This is a genomic window from Moorella naiadis (nom. illeg.) (assembly GCF_051020825.1).
GTDB lineage: Bacteria > Bacillota > DSM-521 > Neomoorellales > Neomoorellaceae > Neomoorella > Neomoorella naiadis.
The window spans coordinates 95,349-112,073 of sequence record NZ_JAXGFQ010000004.1 but is presented as its reverse complement, the minus strand read 5'-3'; the positions used below and the strand labels follow the sequence as shown (position 1 = coordinate 112,073).

Sequence of the window (16,725 nt, the reverse complement as noted above, 5' to 3'; positions counted from 1 at the left end):
GAGCCGCAAAGGAGAATAAAGTTTATTATGATGCAGACTGCGAGGGTATTATTAGTTGAAGATGACGTTAATAGCGCCCGATTGCTCAAGGACCTCTTGACCGCTAAAGGGGCGGTAGTTACGCATGAAAATAACGGCGTCGACGCTATCGAACGGGCTAAAAAGGAAAGCTTCGATTTAATTATTCTGGACTTGCGCCTGCCGGGGGAAAACGGTTTCGTCGTGGCTGAGAATCTAACTCGGCAGGACGGCCAATTAGCGCCGCCGATAATTGTCACCAGTGCCTTCCCGGATAAACAAAACCGGATGCGTGCCTTTCAGGCCGGGGTAGATGCCTTTTTGAATAAACCCCTAGATCTGCAGGAGCTGGTATTATTAGCCGCTAATTTCTCCCGGCGTCAGCAGCATTATGATGCCTGGCGGCTGCGGGTGGCCCGGCATCTCAACGACCTGGGGGAAAAAAGGCTCCAGCGCAGCGGCCATTCTCAAAGCGTAGTCGCTACCTGTCAGGAGATGGTGGCCGGGCTGCCAACGCCCGCCATAAATACAACCAGTCTTTATGAAGCGGCCTTACTCCACGATATAGGCCTGGCCTTTAGTAGTGGGGAAGATGATGACCATGCGGCTATCGGGGCCGGGATTTTGGCGGTATTGGGGTTCCCGCCGACAACGATCTTCCTGGTAAAAGGACATCACATTACTCCTGGCCCTGACCCCAATATGCCAGATTTGCCCCCGGGTTTGTTGTCCTTCTTACAAATACTGCAGGCGGCGGAAAAAGCCAACGAGCCGTAAGGGACGGCTACGCCGGGGGCAGCGGGTAGGTACTGTGCTGAACGCTCCTGACGTTTTACCTGCTCCAGGGCAGCCAATTTCCGCCAAGGGCAAGAAAATCAACCTTTGGCAATAATTTAGCCTTGCCGTTCCACTTATCTTAAAATAAACTTAAAAATGAAGCAACCTATATTTTAAGGAGGAACGGCAAATGGCAGTCCTGGAGGAAATCAAAGAAGCATTAATGGCTGGTAATGCCAACAAGGTGCGGGAACTGGCCCAGCAGGCTGTGGATGAGGGTATCGAACCCAATACGATCATCAATGATGGCCTGATTGCGGCCATGAACATTATCGGCGTTAAATTTAAGAATAATGAAGTCTATGTACCGGAGGTCCTGGTAGCGGCCCGGGCCATGCACGCCGGCATGGACGTGGTTAAGCCCCTGTTGGCCGGCGGCGAGATGAAGGATAAGGGCACTTTGATTATCGGCACGGTAAAGGGCGATTTACATGATATCGGCAAGAACCTGGTTATCATGATGATGGAAGGCGCCGGCTACAAAGTTGTCGACCTGGGTATCGATGTGCCGCTGGAGAAATTTGTCCAGGCCGTGGAAGAGCATAAGCCCCAGCTGGTGGGCATCTCGGCCCTGTTGACTTCCACCATGATGCAGATGAAGAAGACCGTCGAAGGCCTGGCTGCCTACCGCGATAAGATTAAGATTATGATCGGCGGCGCCCCGGTAACCCAGAAGTTCGCCGACGAAATCGGCGCCGACGGCTATGCCCCTGATGCCGCCTCGGCCGTGGATCTGGCGGCGCAACTCCTCGCTTAATCTAAGGAGGCTAAGGAATGCTCGTCGTCGGAGAGTTAATCAACTCCAGCCGTAAGGCTATCGCCCAGGCCATCGCCGACCGCAACCAGGCCTATATCCAGGACCTGGCTCGGAAACAGGCCGAGGCCGGAGCCGATATTATTGATGTCAACTGCGGGACAAGCATTGGTGAAGAAGAAAAGGTCATGACCTGGCTGGTAAACAGCGTCCAGGAAGTCGTGGATTTACCCCTTTGTATTGATAGCCCCAGCGCCGAGGCCCTGGCCGCCGGTTTGGCAGCCCATAAAGGCCAGGCCCTGGTCAATTCCATCACCGCCGAGAAGCAGCGCTGGGCCGAGGTTTTGCCCCTATTGCAACAGTATAAAGCCAAAGTCATCGCCCTGTGCATGGATGACGGCGGTATGCCGGAAACAGTGGCGGATCGGCTGCGGGTAGCTGATAAGCTGGTGCCGGGCCTGGTCGCGGCCGGCATACCGGAAGATCATATCTACCTGGACCCCCTGATTAAACCCCTGGGGGTTAACAGCCAGTACGGCGTCGAAGCCCTGGAGTCGGTGGCCGCCTTGCGGCAAAAATATCCAAAGGTTCATGCCATCTGTGGTCTTTCCAATGTTTCCTACGGCCTGCCGGAACGGCGGCTGTTGAACCGGGCCTTTATGGTCATGTGCCTCACCCGGGGCATGGACGCCTTTATCCTGGATCCCCTGGATATGCCTTTAATGGGCCTGTTGCGGGCCGCCACCGCCCTGTACGGCCAGGATGAATACTGCCTGGAGTATATCGCGGCCGCCCGGGCCGGAAAGATTAAAGCTTAGACTCCAACTCTTTAATGAGGCGGCCTGCCGGGGAAGGGAATTTGTGTCTGACGTCAAATTTATGATTAAGTGGGAATTCCTTGCGGCCTCAGGAGGGTTAGTTCCCTGCTGCGGCCGTTTTCCTTAGGAGGAATAATATGGCATCCTTTTCCCTGGAAAAATTGATCCAGGCCGTGATCAATGGTAATGCCGCCCGGGTCCGGGAAGAGATTAAAAAGGCCCTGGACGCCGGCATCGAACCGGCGCGGATAATTACCGACGGTTTTGTGACAGCCATGGATGTAGTGGGGGAAAGGTTCGAGCGCAACGAGATTTACGTTACCGACCTGATTATCACCGCCCGGGCCATGCATACCGGATTAAAGGAGCTAAAACCCTTGATGCTGGCGGGGGGGGTGCCACCGGTAGGGCGGGCCATTGTCGGGACCGTCCAGGGGGATATTCACGATATCGGCAAGAACCTGTTGAGCATTATGCTGGAGGCCTCGGGCTTCGAGGTTATTGACCTGGGCGTTAACGTCGCCCCCAGTACCTTTGTGGAAGCCGTTATTAAACACCACCCCGACGTCCTTTGCCTGTCGGCCCTGCTCTCTTCGACCCGGAACGCTATGGAGGATACCATTGCCGCTCTCCAGGAAGCCGGGTGGCGTAACAAGGTCAAGGTGGTGGTAGGCGGCACGCCCCTGAATTCCCAGATTGCCGCCCGCATGGGAGCTGACGGCTACGCCGCCGATGCCACAGCTGCCATTCCTTTGATCAAAAACCTAATCGGCGCCGACCGCAAGCGCCAGGCCGTCCTGGCGCCAGCCACCCTGGATCTATTTTTCGGCGAGGGATCCCTGGAGGACCTGCAGCGGGCCTTTACCCGCATGACGGGCCTGCACCTGGTGATGGTGGATGCCGCCGGCAACCCCCTGACGCCCCTGGGGGGCTTTTTGGAGTGTTCCCGGCACTGCCACCTGCTGCAGGAAAACCCGGCCCGGCCCCTGGACGTCACCACCCTGCGGGGTAACTTTAAAGAAGCCTTTATCTACCGCTGCCACGTCGGGCTGGTGGAGATCTCCTACCCCCTGGCCAATGAGGATGGGACAGTAGGGGCCGTTCTCTGCGGCCACTGCCTGCTGGAGGGCGATCCCGCCCCGGCCGATTTGCAGACAGCCGTACCGGTCCTCTCTCTGGCTGACCTGGAGGCCGTCTGCGGCCTGCTTTCCTTTGTCTCCGGCCAGATCATGCAGCTCAATACGGTTTTGCTGGCCAATAAAGAACTAGAGGACCAGCGCAGCAGTTTCATCCACTTCCTCAAACGGCAGCACCAGCTGGAACAGGCCCTGAAAGAAGCCGAACTCAAGGCCCTCCAGTCCCAGGTCAACCCCCACTTCCTGTTTAACTCCTTAAATATCGTAGCCCGCCTGGCCCTCCTGGACGGGGCGGCAGCTACGGAAAAAATGGTCCGCGCCCTGGCCCGCCTCATGCGCTACAGCCTCTACCAGGTCAAAGAGACAGTTACCCTGGCGGAAGAGATTACTGCCGTACGCGATTATCTCTATATCCAGCAAACCCGGTTTTCTGACCGCATCCGCGGCCGGGTGGTGGTCGAAGAAGAAGCCGCTCTGCAGGCCCGGGTACCCTGCATGATCTTGCAGCCCCTGGTGGAGAATGCCGTTATCCACGGCCTGGAGCCTAAAGAAGAGGGCGGTGAAATAACCGTTACAGTGCGCCTGTTAGGCGATCAAGTCCAGGTGGCGATTAAAGACGACGGCGTGGGCATCGCGCCCGAGGTCAAAAAGGCCATTTTCGACCTGGAAGTCCGGCGGAGCGGCAAGGGGCAGGTGAGCGGCCTGGGGGTGGTCAACGTTTACCGGCGCCTGCAACACCAGTTCGGCGGCAACTGCGCCCTGGACGTCGCCAGCACCCCAGGAAAAGGCACTTGCGTTCAGCTGACTTTCCCTTATACTATTTGAGTAATGGGAGGAAACGAAAAACCAGCTGTCCATCTCTGGTGGAGCCAATTTTACCGGGATTCTCACCTCCCGCATCTTATAAAATAAAAAGGAGGCTAGGCCCATTTTGGCCACGGATGGCAAGGATATCAAGATCCTTCTCGTCGATGACGAACCCCTGGAGCGCCAGGCCATCCGTTTCTTGCTGGCCCGGGAGCGGCCGGACTACCTGGTAATTGGTGAGGCGGGCAATGGGGTCGAAGCGGTAAACCAGGCCTCCAGGCTCCAGCCGGATATCATTTTCCTGGACATTAAAATGCCCGTCATGGACGGTCTGGCTGCCGGGCAGAAGATCCGCGCTCTTCTCCCTGAGGTCAGGTTAATCTTTGTTACCGCCTACGGTGAATTCGATTATGCCCGGGAGGCTGTTTCCCTGGGCGCCTCCAAGTATTTATTGAAACCGGTGGCTGGGGAAGAGATGCTGCCCCTTCTGGACGAGCTGGCCGCCGGCATCGCCGCAGCCCGCCGCCGCCAGCAGGAGACAGCCAGGCTGCGGGCCGTCCTGGAGGAAACCAAACCCTTTATTCGCTTGGGCTTTATCATGGATTTGATTAATGGTAATATCACCGTCACTGAGGCCCTCAGCCGGGCGCGTTTTCTGGGGATCAACACCCTACCCCGGATAGCCCTGTTGGTGGATATTGATAATTTCGCCGCCTTGTCCCGGGAGGGGACGGAAATCGACCGCCAGATTTTAAAGCAGCAGGTTAAAGAGGCCCTGGAAGGGGTCACGGCATCCTGGCCGGGCGCCCTGCTGGCCCCTGTTACCAGGGATGAATTCGTTATCCTTTTGCCCCTGGACCACCTGCCCGGCGGTGAAGCCGGGCGCCGGGCCGTCGTCGACCTGGGCGAGGCTATTTGCCGGCAGGTCCGCCGGGACACCAGGGCTACGGTAACGGTTGGTATTGGCCGGCCCGTGGCCAGGGTCACCGAACTGGCCGGCTCTTACGCTGAGGCGGTGGCGGCGGCGGAATTTCGCTTGCTCTATGGCGGCGACCAGATTATCCATGCCGACGACGTTATTGCCCGGTCCGTTACCAGCCAGTTTTTACCGGCATCCCAGGAGCAGGAATTAACCCAGGCCATCCGGATGGGTGTTAGCCAGGCTGCCTATGATCAGGTTAATAAAATTTTGATGCAGCTCTTCCTGGAACAGGAAAAGAGACCGGCGATATTGAAGATGAAACTCCTGGAACTGAGCGCCCTGGCAGCCCGGGCCGCCCTGGAGGGCGGTGCCGATGCCGAGGCGGTCTCCAGCCTTGCCCTGGCCGGTAGCGATGAATTTCTCACCCTGGATAACCTGGCCGAGATGCGGGAACGCATCCTGAAACGCCTGCTGGCCCTGGTGGGCCAGGTGGCGGAAATCAGGGAGCAGCGCAACTCCTCCCTTATCGAGCGGGCCGGTAAGTACATTGAGGCCAATTTCAGCCAGGATTTGACCCTGGAGGAGGTCGCCCAACAGGTCTACCTGAGCCCTTGCTATTTCAGCCGCCTTTTTAAACAGTTTAAAGGGTTAAACTTTATCGATTACCTGACCAGGGTGCGCCTCAAGGCGGCCAAGGAGCTGCTATTAAGCACTAATTTGCCGGTGGCGGAGATCGCCGCCCGGGTGGGTTACCACGACGCCCGCTACTTTGGCCAGGTCTTTAAAAAACAGGAAGGTTACACACCAAGTGTCTTCCGCAAAATTGGGGGTGCCAGCTATGGCAGAAGTGTTAGTTGATTTTCAGCCGGTGGGCCGGCGGGCCGAGGTGGAAACCGGTCAAACGATTCTGGCTGCCGCCCAGCAACTAGGATTGTCCCTGGGGTCTGGCGGGCTTACTGCTCCCTGCGGGGGCCGCGGTCTCTGCGGCCGCTGCCGGGTCCGGGTAGCCTCCGGGCCGGCCGGGGAGATAACGCCGGCAGAGCGGCGCTTCTTGTCACCGGCGCAACTGGAGCAGGGCTACCGCCTGGCCTGCCAGGCCACGGTCACCGGTCCCGTCAAGGTGGAGATTCCGCCGGAATCCATGCTCGGAGTTCAGAAACTTCAGGTCGAGGGACTGGAAGTGGAGGTTGTCCCCGAACCGCCGGTAAAAAGATATAACATATCTTTGAATAAGACTACTATTGAAAATCCCCACCCCATCTGGCAACAGGTGACCGGGGAGCTGGAGAACACCTATGGCCTGGAACGGCCCGGGGTGGACTTTGGCCTGGCCCGGGAGGGAGAACCCCTGGCGGCGGAGGGCCAGGGTGTGGTCACGGTACGCGGGTCCGAAGTGATCAATATTTACGCCGGCCGGCCGGCGCCGCCGGTGGGCCTGGCCGTCGACTTGGGCACCACCAAGGTCGCCGGATTTCTGATCAACCTGGAGACAGGAGCGACCCTGGCGGCCGATGGGATTATGAACCCCCAGATAGCTTACGGGGAAGACGTAATGGCCCGCCTGGGCTATGCCCTGGAGGGTGAAGAGGAGTACCGGCGTATCCAGGAAGTGGAGATTGAAGGTTTGAACCGCCTGGCCGCCACCCTGGCGGTAAAGGCCGGTGTGGCCCCGACGGATATTGAGGAAGCCGTCATTGTCGGCAATACGGCCATGCACCACCTGTTACTACATCTACCGGTAGCCCAGCTGGCCCGGGCACCCTATGTGCCGGCCCTGACTACGCCGGTGGAGGTCAAGGCGCGGAGCCTGGGCTTAAACTTTAACCCGGGGGCCTATGTTTACCTGCAGCCGGTAATCGCCGGTTTTGTCGGCGGCGACCATGTGGCCATGATCCTGGGCAGCCGGCTCGATGAGGCCCGCCAGGTCACCCTGGGCCTGGATATCGGCACCAATACGGAGATTGTCCTGAGCTACGGCGGCAAGATGCTCTCCTGTTCCTGCGCCTCGGGGCCGGCCTTTGAGGGCGCCCATATCGCCCAGGGGATGCGGGCCATCACCGGCGCCATCGCCGCTGTCCGCCTGAGCGACGATGGCCGGGAGGTTTATTGGGAGAGCATCGGCGGGGCACCTCCTTTAGGTATTTGCGGTTCGGGTATCCTGGATGCCGTGGCCGAGCTGTACCGTACCGGTGTCATTAACAAAAACGGCCGCATGGATCTCAAACACCCCCGGGTGCGGCGGCCGGTCGAGGGCGGGCCGCCGGAGTTTCTCCTGGTACCTGCCGAAGCTACCGGCATTGACGGCGACCTGGTGGTCACCCAGAAGGATGTCAGCGAGATCCAGCTGGCCAAGGCCGCCATCGCCAGCGGGACTTTGCTACTCCTGGAGGCGGCCGGGCTGACCGTGGCGGACTTGGAGGAAGTCGTGGTCGCCGGGGCCTTTGGCACTCATTTGCAACTGGAAAGCGCCGTTACCATCGGCATGTTCCCCAACCTGCCCCTGACGGCCTTTCACCAGGTAGGCAATGCCGCCGGCACCGGGGCGCGCCTATCCCTAATCTCCATGACGGAACGCCGCCGGTGCGAGAGTATTGCCAAGGAAGTCGGCTATATTGAACTCATGACTCAACCCTCCTTCCAGGATGTATATGTAAATTCGCTTTTGCTGCCGTAGAAACACAAAAAGAGGGACAGTGGCTACGCCAGTTTCACAATTTGAAGCAGTTAATAGCGAGCCGGGTCTTAGAGTCGAATGGAGGAAAAAGAACGTGACGCATATTGAAAGGGTACGGGTGGCCCTGGCCGGCGGCCGGCCCGACCGGGTACCCCGGGGGGAATTTGCTTTGGAACCGGGCCTGGTGGCCGCCCTGGTGAGACGGGAGAAAGCTGGGACCGCTGCCGGTGCCGGCGATTTAAGTTCTTCCTGGCGAACTGATGCAGCCTTCCCTGGGCATACCACCAGGCGGAATCCAGGTGCCAGCTTCCAGTCTGAGATTGCGGCCCGGGAGCTCCTGGGGATGGACCTCCTGGCCGTTACCCCGGCGGCGCCGGTGGCGGAACAGGGTTCCGACAGCTACCAGGATGCCTGGGGTTGCCGTTATACCAACCGGGGGAAATTAAAGGTATTCCTGGCCCCGGCTATCCCGGATATTGGGGCTGCCGCAGGTTATACCCTGCCGGACCCCGCCTCCTTCGACCTGCAGGCCATCCGCCGCTGGCGGGAGGAAACGGACTTTTTTGTCCTGGCCTTTGTCGACGGCCCCTTCCAGGGGACGGGGCGGTTATTTGACTTTACCGAATTTCTCCTGGCGGCAGCCGCCCGTGAGGGGGTCATTAAGGAGTTGGCGGCGGCCGTTGCCGACTTCAATCTAGAACTGGCGCGCCTCTGCCGGCAGGCCGGGGCCCACGGTATTATTATCGGCGACGATATTGCCTACGACCGGGGCACCTACATCCGGCCGGACCTCTGGCGGGAGCTCTTTTTACCCCTTTTGCGGTGTCAGGTGGAGGGGCTCAAAGAAATGGACCTGCCGGTCCTATATCACTCCGACGGCAATCTCCAGGCCGTTCTGCCCGACCTGGCCGGTTTGCCCCTGGACGGTCTCCAGGGCCTGGAGCCGGCCGCCGGCATGGATATAGGGGCCGTTAAAAGGGAGTATGGGGAGAAGTTGTGCCTAATGGGCAACTTCGACCTGGATCTCCTGGTTACCGGCAACCCGGATACTATAACCGCAGCCGTCCATAGCCTGCTGGACGTGGCGGCCCCCGGCGGGGGCTATATCTTCTCGACAGCCTGCGGTATTTTGCACGCCTCCCTGCCCCCGGAAAACGTCCTGGCCCTGTACCGGGCCGTAGATGAATATGGGAGATACCAGTAAGCCGCCCGAATCTCGGTCCTAAATTTTTGTTTACTCGTGATGCTATCGGGTTGGTACGAGCGGGCTGGCATCGCCTGGCTCGCTCCATGGATCTTGTAAAGTGGCCCCCCGTCCCGGAACGGGTCCCGCGTTGCGGTAAATGCCATTTATCCCTGTCTGGTGCGGGCTTAAACCCCGATATGAGGCTATATTGCGAGATAACTTCTACCGTTTTCAAATGTGAGAGTACTGCCTGGGCAATATGGGCGTAACCTTGAATTTACAGGCCTGACATTCAGTCAGGCCTTTTTTTGCTGTGGTACAAGGTCGGCTGGTTGCCAGAAATATCCTGGTATATCCCTGGCCGCCTGCCATACCATTAAATAGAATATGCTGAGTACCCGGGAAACGACGGCCGGAGAGGGGGGAAGTCATTGCTGCAAAGGTTCTTACGCTGGCAAATCATCCTGCCGGTAGTATTAATCGTGGTTCTGGGCGGTGGCGCCTGGGCCTATAACTATTACCTGCGGGAGGTCAAGGTCGACCCCCAGGAGCTTATCGTGCAGGCCCTGGACACTACCAACCAGGCCGGCAGCTACCGTTTTCACGTCGAGGCCAGCCTCCTGACGGGAGGTAATAAAGTCGCCTTGAGCAATTTGGATGGGGAAAAGGCCAGCGACGGCAGCCTCTATCTAAAAGGGCAGATGACGGGCCAGCCGGTGGAGATTTATCAAGTCAAGGAAACGACCTATTTTCGCGACCCATCCTCCAAGCGCTGGATGGTAACCCCGGGCAACAGCCCCCTGGACCAGGAAAAGTTTATGGCTGAAATTAATCCCATGTCTATCCTAAAGATCATGCAGGTCAACGACCTGCAGTACCTGGGCCGCCAGAAGAAGATCCCGGGCCGGCCCTACCTCCTGACCTGCAAGCCCCGGGTCAACAACCATTTTCTCAACAGTTACTGGCAGGATTTCAACTACCAGTTTCTGGTGGAACGGGGCAGTACCTATATCCGCCGCGTCTCTCTGGAAGCCAGTCACCGGGAACACCCCCAGGATAAACTGACCATGATCGTCGACTTTTACGACTTTAATAAGCGCATTAACATCAAACCGCCCCAGTAAGGGCGGTTTAAACATTATATTGGTATTGCTCAAAGTGATATATGGCATTCTATATCATTCATGTAACCATCACTTATATGACCTTATATTATCGATTTTCCCGGGCAATTATTTCTGTGGCTTTCTTTTTGCTGAACCGGCAGATATAGTCATTGCCTCGGCGGGGGGTTTCCCTAAAGACATCAACCTTTACCAGGCCCAGAAGGCCATCGATAACGCCCGGCGGGCGGTCAGGCCGGGCGGGATCCTCATCCTGGTGGCCGCATGCCCGGAGGGCCTTGGAGATGAGGCCTTTACCCGCTGGATTGCAGCGGCCCAAAAACCCGAGGATCTGATCGCACGTATTCATACTAACTTCGAGTTGGGCGGTCATAAAGCAGCAGCCATTGCCATGGTTTTAAAGGATATTCAGATCTATTTGGTATCTTCTTTACCAGAGCAGGTTGTGCAGCAAGTCTTTGTAGAGCCTTTTACCAGCTTGCCGGAAGCTTATAACCGAGCTTTGGGGGAAATAGGCCCCGAAGCGAAAGTATTGTTAATACCCCAGGCGGGTTCAGTACTGCCTGTCTAGGCCACCTAGTCAGTAATTATCGAACCTGGCTTGCCCAGTAAATAAAAAATAAAAAGCCGGTGGTTTTTAGGCCACCGGCAAGAGAGGGCTACTTTCTTAAGCCTGGGCAATATGGCGAAAGGGTAATACAGGCACATTAATTTGCTTAATTGGTTTGATATCCGAATCCAAGAGAACATCTATATCCTTGGAAGTCCTGGCGGAAATTAATTGTTCGCCGCAGTCTTTGCAAACCTGGGCCGGCACCCCTTCCACCACGATTAATCGGCCTTTATAACGAAAATCAAGCTGGGTTAGTTTTTCTTCTAGCGTTCCGCCGCATACCGGGCAAATACTTTGGTCGTTCTTCATGGCGTTTACTCCTTTCGCCTGACTTTGTAATCTATCCACTTCTTCTCATCCGGAAGGTAGAGGGTGATAATATCGCTTATGGGCGCCAAACTGCAAACTACATGTAACGGCAGGCCGGAAAGTGTACGACCGTAAATAAGACAGCTTGGAAAAGGCTTATCGTCGGGATATTCTTCGATTATTTCGCCATTCAGGATTGCGGCTTCCATATCGTTTGTAGTAATGCCCCGTTCCTTGGAACGAATTGCAGCGTGAACCGTTAAACGATATTGCCCTTCCCGTATCCTCTTTCGTATTTGCCCTATTTCCAAGGTTTTAGCCTCACAGTTCAAAACTATAGTACCATGCGGTAGAGGAAAACACAATCTATGAAATTCCCCGTGAAAAAGCCCAGAGATAAAAATCCCAGTAGCATTTCCGCCAGGAGTGGCCGGTGCGCCTCTTTACCGCTACCGGCGCATCTACGCCCGTAAGGAAGCTGTGGCTTCCTCGTCGACGGCGTTACCGTTAATGACCACGCCGTACTCCTCCTGGCCCTTGGCGGCCGAAATAATGCCGCACCCCCGGCCGGACCGGAGAAGAGCCCCTTGATCCCAAAGGAACTGGCCGCGCGGCTATCGGTCAGGCCGCCGTTATTCTGCATTAGCCATACTCGACCCTTCATGCCTTCCCCGGCGAAAAAGGCTTGGAGCTCCTCCAGGTGGTCGGCCAGGAGGGGGCTTAAAGCGGCGTTTAAAACCGTGGTCGAGGTTCGTTCATACTCCCCCAGGCGGGGGGATACCTCGGAAGAGAGGGAGATGAATACCCCCGGCAGGCGGCGGCGGAGGTAAGCGCCTACCTCCTGTTCGTGGGCGGGATTTTTAAAAGCAAAAAGCAGGCATACCGCCACGGCCGCGACGCCTTACGCCTCCAGCTGGGCGGCAATGGCGGCCAGTTGCTCCCGGTCTAGTGGGAGTAGCGGGACGCCCCGGTAATCCATCCTCTCCCGGAGGCCGAAGCGCAGCCGTCGCGGTACCAGGACCGGCGGTACCGGAGCCCGGAAATCCCATTGGTTCTTTCTCCGGGAGCGCCTGATTTCCAGGGCATCCCGGAAACCGGCAGTGGTGATGAGGGCCGTCTTCACCCCCTTTTTCTCGATCAGGGCGTTAAGGGCCACGGTGAGGATCATCACCCGGGGGGCCATGGCGATATAGGTGGCCAGGGCGCAGCGCTGCAGTTCGCCCCCGGAGAGGGTGATGGGGCTCCTGGTTGCCAGGTGCCGGCCGCCGACGAAGGTGAGGGCACCATCGACCCGGGCACGGATCTCCTCCCTTTCCAGGCCCAGGTTGCCGGCCCCGAAGGCCACGTCTTCAGCAACGCTGAGGTGAAAGAGCTGGTTCTGGGGTTCCTGGTCGACATAGGCCATAAAGGTGGCTATGGCCGGCAGGGTCAAGGAGGCCAGCTCGCGGCTCTTGACTCTTACCTCGCCCACCAACCGGCCGGGGAAAAAATGGGGTATCGCCCCTGCCAGGCAGCGGGCCAGGGTGGACTTACCCGCCCCGGATACCCCGGTGATGACGACAAACTCCCCCTCCTGGATGTGCAGGTCGATATCTTTAAGGACGGTTGCGCTGCCGGGGTAAGAAAAAGACTTAATTGTTGCTCGGATCACGCGCCTTCACCCCCGAAAACAAAAATCCCCACCCAATTAATGGGTGGGGATTTTACCATCATCCGCCACAACAGGTCCACGCCGGGGCAGGTCTCCTGGCTCCCGGATCACCGGAACTCCTGCACCTTCCCCCGCAGGGTGGTCTTGGCAGGCTCCTCCCCGGACACAGTGGCGGGTCCGCTCAGGATTGACACCTGATTCCCTATTCTCCCGCTTAGGCAGCGGGCACCTCCGACGCTTCATAAGGTTTCTTGTTACTAAAAATATACGACGCCCGGTCGAAAATTCCTGCCAGGAGCTTAAAAAAACCGCCAGATCCACCGTATCTTAGAGGGAGTAAATAGTCGGCAGGAGTTCTTTTAGAAGCCGATCAAGGCAGGTAAGGCGCCAACATATCTTAACCGGGAGGGTTTTCCAACCCCGGATAACCCGGATGCTTGGGCAATTAACCTGGCAAAAGTGAAGTGGCAGGGGCTTTTTTAGCCGCGGGCAGCAGCCTTTTTCTCCTGATAACAGGTTTGAAGCAGGGTCGTCACCGGTCCGGGGTGGCCATCACCAACGGGACGGCCGTCTACCTGCGTCAGGGGGAGGATTTCCATCAGGCTGTTGGTCAGGAAGGCTTCCCTTGCTGTAGCGAGCGCCTCCGGTGGTAAAGGTTCTTCTTTTACCATCAGGCCCAGGCCGGTAGCTATTTTCAGGACCCGGGCACGGGCCAGGCCGGGGAGGGGGCCGCTGGCCGGATCGGGGGTATAGAGGGCATCATCAGAAACAATAAAAAGATTGCTGCGGCTGCCTTCGGCCAGGTAACCATCCAGGTTCAGGAGCAGGGCCTCGCGGGCTCCCCTGGACCGGGCCTCGGCCAGGGCCAGGAGGTTTTCCAGATAGTTCATGGTCTTCAATCCGGCCAGGGGGGAACGCTGGTTGCGAGGTATGCTCACAATGGCTGCCGGGCAGCCTCGATGGTACTCCTGAGGGGTATAGGGCAGGCCGTCATTTACCGCCAGGAGCAGGTTAAAACCCTCCCGGCCCTGGAAAAAATTAAGACGGGCGCGGCCGATAGTTACGCCTCTTCTAGCGATGGCCTCCTGGAAGGGGATATTGATAGTCTCCTTTGCAGGTGGTGGCCAGCCCAGGTGCAAAGCACTGTTGGTAAGGCGCTCCAGGTGTTCGTCAAGAAACAGGGGCTGACGATTCTCAATGCGGATGGTCTCAAAGAGCCCGGCTCCGTACAAGAAGCCGGGAGCATCCGGGTCGATGCCGGTTGTGGTGGGGGGATACAAGGAGCCATTTAAATAGACAACCGATCCTGTCATTTTATTCTTTTCCTCCATGTAAAGCCGCATAAAGCCGCGATCAAGCCGCGGGCTTTGTCTAGAGTCTCCTGGTATTCAAGCAGGGGTTGGGAGTCGGCCGTCACGGCGCCGCCGACCTGGAAATAGGCCTGGTCACTGGCTAGAAGCAAGGTCCGGATGACAATATTCCAGTCGGCTTCCCCGTCGAACCCCAGGTAGCCGATGGCCCCGGTGTATACGCTGCGCCGTACAGGCTCTAGTTCTTCGATGATTTCCATGGAACGTACCTTGGGGGCACCGGTGATAGAACCGCCGGGAAAGGTGGCCCGCCAGAGGTCCACCATATCCCTTCCCGGTTCCAGGACGCCGGTGACGGTACTTACCAGGTGAAAAACCGTGGCATATTCTTCCAGAACAAAAAGCTCCGGTACCTGCACCGAGCCAACCCGGCAGACCCGACCCAGGTCGTTCCTTTCCAGGTCGATGATCATTACCAGTTCGGCCCGGTCCTTAGCGCTCTGCCATAACTCCTGTCGCAAGGATTGATCCTCTTCCGGGTTTTCACCCCGGCGCCGGGTGCCTTTGATGGGCCGGGTTTCTACCTTCCCCTGGCTTACCCGCAAAAATCTTTCTGGCGACGCACTGGCAATGACCCCTTCTTTTAAAGGGAGGTAGGCGGCGAAGGGCGCCGGGTTGACTCGCCGCAGGCGGTGGTATAGCTCCCAGGGCTCCATCGTCAGGGGCGCCTGCAGGCGCTGGGATAAGTTAACTTCAAAAATATCCCCGGCGGCGATATACTCCCTGGCCCTGGCGACGGCCTGGCAGTAAGCTTCCCGGGTAAACAGGGAGGTAATGCCCGGCCTTTCATCGTTAGGACCGGCCGGAGGCTGCGGGGACCGGATGCTTGCCAGGCGTGGGGCGAGTTCTTTGATTCTGGCCAGGGCCTTTTTTTCCGCTGCCGGGCCGGTTTCCGGGAAACCGTTGGCAGCCAGATAAACCTTTTCTTCCTGGTGGTCGATGGCGACGATGGTATCATAGAAAGCTAGGTAGCCCTCCGGGAAGGGCAGATCAGCGGTGGCCCAAGCAGGTATCTTTTCTATATAACGGCCCAGGTCATAAGCCAGGTAACCAACGGCACCCCCGGTAAAAGGGATGGGTTGTTCCTGCCGCGGTAAGCGGTATTGGGCCAGGAGGGAGCGGATAACCTCCCAGGGGTGGCCGGTAATCGTTTTGGTTAAGCCACCGGGGCGGAAGAGGAGAGCCTGATGGCCCCAGGTTTTAAGGACCAGGAAGGGGTCGCCGCCCAGGAAGGAGTAGCGACCCAAACGGGAGTGCCGGAGGGCGCTCTCCAGCAGGAAGCTGTTTTCCCGGCCACTGGTCAAGGTGATATAAAGGGCTTCTGGATCGGCGGGGGCCTTGATTTCAGTGACGATGGGCAGCAATTTTTACGCCTCCAGCAAGTTGGGCAAGAGTTTTGTAGTGTGCCGATTAGTATATAACATAGATGTCGCAGCAGGACAAGAGGGAGAGGTGCTGACACATACCTTGCAGGCACGGTACTGCCTGTCTCGCGAGCGAGATCCTGGGCTTTAGAAAAAATCGCGGTAATGCTCCATCCACCAGGAGGCGTATGCTGCATCCGGGTCTTCTTTTTCCAGGTTAAGGCCGGACGCCAGGGGGGAATTGCGCCCGGGAAGTTGGTGGCGCAGGAGGTAGTTATACGCCTCGGTGATCAGCATGAATTTCTCACTGCTCGCATCCGCATCCCGGTTGCAATCGGGGTGGTACCGCCTGGCCAGGCGGCGGTAAGCCTTTTTGATGGCCATAATGTCGGCCCCGGCCTCCACCCCTAGGATCTGGCGCGCCCTATCCTCCAGGGTCGTGTTTCTAACGGTCATTCTGGCTGCCCCTTCCGTCCGGTAAAACCGCTTCCCCAGGCAGGATTTTCAGGTTATATAGCGAAGATAACAAGGTTATGGTAAACTGTCAAGCGGTATATTATATAAAGCAGGCATGCCGGGGGAGGAACTTAGTTTGCGGAAAGATATTGCCGAAGTTTTAGTCAGCGCCGCCGCTATTCAGCAGAGGGTCAAGGAAATGGGCGCGGCCATCAGCCGTGATTATGCGGGAAAAGACCTGCTGGTGGTTGGTATCCTGAAAGGGGCGATTATTTTTCTAGCCGACTTGGTGCGGGAGATTACGATTCCCCTGCAGCTGGATTTCATGGCCGTTTCCAGCTACGGCGCCGGCACCAGCACCTCGGGGGCAGTGCGAATCCTGAAGGATCTGGAGGTGCCGGTGGAGGATAAACACCTGTTGATCGTTGAAGATATTGTTGACACCGGTCTGACCCTGAAGTATTTACTGGAAAACTTGAAGGCCCGCCAACCCCTTAGCATCAAGGCCTGTACCATCCTGGACAAACCGGAACGGCGGCTGGTAGATGTTCATGTTGACTACAGCGGCTTCTGCATCCCGGATTACTTTGTTGTTGGTTACGGGTTGGATTATGCCCAGAAGTACCGCCACCTGCCGGATATCTGCGTCTTAAAACCGGAGGTTTATAACCGAAAGTAGGGGCCGG

Annotated in this window: 17 protein-coding genes and 1 riboswitch; of the genes, 10 read left to right on the top strand and 7 right to left on the bottom strand. The window is 57.6% G+C overall.

Annotation, left to right across the window (positions count from 1 at the left end):
- Window positions 1-27 precede the first annotated feature (27 nt).
- The 9 genes from SDD30_RS03955 (at window position 28) to SDD30_RS03915 (ending at window position 10,847) form a co-directional block, all read left to right on the top strand.
- Window positions 28-795 (top strand): response regulator, encoded by a 768-nt coding sequence (locus SDD30_RS03955; protein ID WP_434073638.1) that lies wholly within the window; start codon window positions 28-30, stop codon window positions 793-795.
- A 190-nt stretch (window positions 796-985) separates the two neighbouring features.
- Window positions 986-1,612 carry a corrinoid protein gene (locus SDD30_RS03950; protein ID WP_434073637.1) on the top strand — a complete coding sequence of 209 codons (627 nt, stop codon included), beginning with the start codon at window positions 986-988 and terminating at the stop codon, window positions 1,610-1,612.
- 17 nt (window positions 1,613-1,629) lie between these two features.
- A complete protein-coding gene (locus SDD30_RS03945; RefSeq protein WP_434073636.1) occupies window positions 1,630-2,427 on the top strand; it encodes a methyltetrahydrofolate cobalamin methyltransferase in 798 nt (265 codons plus the stop codon).
- 137 nt (window positions 2,428-2,564) lie between these two features.
- Window positions 2,565-4,388, top strand: a complete 1,824-nt coding sequence (locus tag SDD30_RS03940; protein ID WP_434073635.1) for a histidine kinase — start codon at window positions 2,565-2,567, stop codon at window positions 4,386-4,388.
- Window positions 4,389-4,494: 106 nt separating this feature from the next.
- Window positions 4,495-6,150: a response regulator transcription factor gene (locus SDD30_RS03935; RefSeq protein WP_434073634.1), complete on the top strand. Its 1,656-nt coding sequence runs from the start codon at window positions 4,495-4,497 to the stop codon at window positions 6,148-6,150.
- Window positions 6,131-7,966, top strand: coding sequence for an ASKHA domain-containing protein (locus SDD30_RS03930; RefSeq protein WP_434073633.1), 1,836 nt, complete (start codon window positions 6,131-6,133; stop codon window positions 7,964-7,966). The genes SDD30_RS03935 and SDD30_RS03930 overlap by 20 nt, the downstream gene beginning before the upstream one ends.
- Window positions 7,967-8,060: 94 nt before the next feature.
- Entirely contained in the window at window positions 8,061-9,170 is a 1,110-nt protein-coding gene (locus SDD30_RS03925) for a uroporphyrinogen decarboxylase family protein (RefSeq protein ID WP_434073632.1), read from the top strand.
- Between the two features lie 413 nt (window positions 9,171-9,583).
- A complete protein-coding gene (locus SDD30_RS03920; RefSeq protein ID WP_434073631.1) occupies window positions 9,584-10,276 on the top strand; it encodes a hypothetical protein in 693 nt (230 codons plus the stop codon).
- Window positions 10,277-10,295: 19 nt separating this feature from the next.
- Window positions 10,296-10,847 (top strand): nickel-dependent lactate racemase family protein, encoded by a 552-nt coding sequence (locus SDD30_RS03915; RefSeq protein WP_434073630.1) that lies wholly within the window; start codon window positions 10,296-10,298, stop codon window positions 10,845-10,847.
- 96 nt (window positions 10,848-10,943) lie between these two features.
- Here the strand turns inward: SDD30_RS03915 and SDD30_RS03910 are convergent, their stop codons facing one another.
- From SDD30_RS03910 to SDD30_RS03880, 7 genes are all read right to left on the bottom strand, one after another.
- Entirely contained in the window at window positions 10,944-11,198 is a 255-nt protein-coding gene (locus SDD30_RS03910) for a YgiT-type zinc finger protein (protein WP_434073629.1), read from the bottom strand.
- 5 nt (window positions 11,199-11,203) lie between these two features.
- A complete protein-coding gene (locus tag SDD30_RS03905; protein WP_434073628.1) occupies window positions 11,204-11,509 on the bottom strand; it encodes a DUF4258 domain-containing protein in 306 nt (101 codons plus the stop codon).
- A gap of 23 nt (window positions 11,510-11,532) precedes the next feature.
- Window positions 11,533-12,087 carry a hydantoinase/oxoprolinase family protein gene (locus tag SDD30_RS03900; protein ID WP_434073627.1) on the bottom strand — a complete coding sequence of 185 codons (555 nt, stop codon included), beginning with the start codon at window positions 12,085-12,087 and terminating at the stop codon, window positions 11,533-11,535.
- Window positions 12,088-12,099: 12 nt separating this feature from the next.
- Window positions 12,100-12,849 (bottom strand): ABC transporter ATP-binding protein, encoded by a 750-nt coding sequence (locus SDD30_RS03895; protein ID WP_434073626.1) that lies wholly within the window; start codon window positions 12,847-12,849, stop codon window positions 12,100-12,102.
- A 69-nt stretch (window positions 12,850-12,918) separates the two neighbouring features.
- Window positions 12,919-13,097, bottom strand: a riboswitch (cobalamin riboswitch).
- Window positions 13,098-13,328: 231 nt separating this feature from the next.
- A complete protein-coding gene (locus tag SDD30_RS03890) occupies window positions 13,329-14,162 on the bottom strand; it encodes an aminotransferase class IV (protein WP_434073625.1) in 834 nt (277 codons plus the stop codon).
- A complete protein-coding gene (gene pabB, locus SDD30_RS03885; protein ID WP_434073624.1) occupies window positions 14,159-15,583 on the bottom strand; it encodes an aminodeoxychorismate synthase component I in 1,425 nt (474 codons plus the stop codon). The genes SDD30_RS03890 and pabB overlap by 4 nt, the downstream gene beginning before the upstream one ends.
- Before the next feature lie 147 nt (window positions 15,584-15,730).
- Complete coding sequence (locus SDD30_RS03880; RefSeq protein ID WP_434073623.1) at window positions 15,731-16,039, bottom strand: J domain-containing protein; 309 nt, start codon at window positions 16,037-16,039, stop codon at window positions 15,731-15,733.
- Window positions 16,040-16,175: 136 nt separating this feature from the next.
- Here SDD30_RS03880 and hpt point away from each other — a divergent pair, with 136 nt between their 5' ends.
- Entirely contained in the window at window positions 16,176-16,718 is a 543-nt protein-coding gene (hpt, locus tag SDD30_RS03875; RefSeq protein ID WP_434073622.1) for a hypoxanthine phosphoribosyltransferase, read from the top strand.
- Window positions 16,719-16,725 lie beyond the last annotated feature (7 nt).

What these genes read in the sequence shown, in the direction of transcription:
- SDD30_RS03955 (WP_434073638.1), top strand. Translation starts at nt 28, where the DNA reads ATGATGCAGACTGCGAGGGTATTATTAGTTGAAGATGACGTTAATAGC.
- SDD30_RS03950 (WP_434073637.1), top strand. Translation starts at nt 986, where the DNA reads ATGGCAGTCCTGGAGGAAATCAAAGAAGCATTAATGGCTGGTAATGCC.
- SDD30_RS03945 (WP_434073636.1), top strand. Translation starts at nt 1,630, where the DNA reads ATGCTCGTCGTCGGAGAGTTAATCAACTCCAGCCGTAAGGCTATCGCC.
- SDD30_RS03940 (WP_434073635.1), top strand. Translation starts at nt 2,565, where the DNA reads ATGGCATCCTTTTCCCTGGAAAAATTGATCCAGGCCGTGATCAATGGT.
- SDD30_RS03930 (WP_434073633.1), top strand. Translation starts at nt 6,131, where the DNA reads ATGGCAGAAGTGTTAGTTGATTTTCAGCCGGTGGGCCGGCGGGCCGAG.
- SDD30_RS03910 (WP_434073629.1), bottom strand. Translation starts at nt 11,198, where the DNA reads ATGAAGAACGACCAAAGTATTTGCCCGGTATGCGGCGGAACGCTAGAA.
- SDD30_RS03890 (WP_434073625.1), bottom strand. Translation starts at nt 14,162, where the DNA reads ATGACAGGATCGGTTGTCTATTTAAATGGCTCCTTGTATCCCCCCACC.
- SDD30_RS03880 (WP_434073623.1), bottom strand. Translation starts at nt 16,039, where the DNA reads ATGACCGTTAGAAACACGACCCTGGAGGATAGGGCGCGCCAGATCCTA.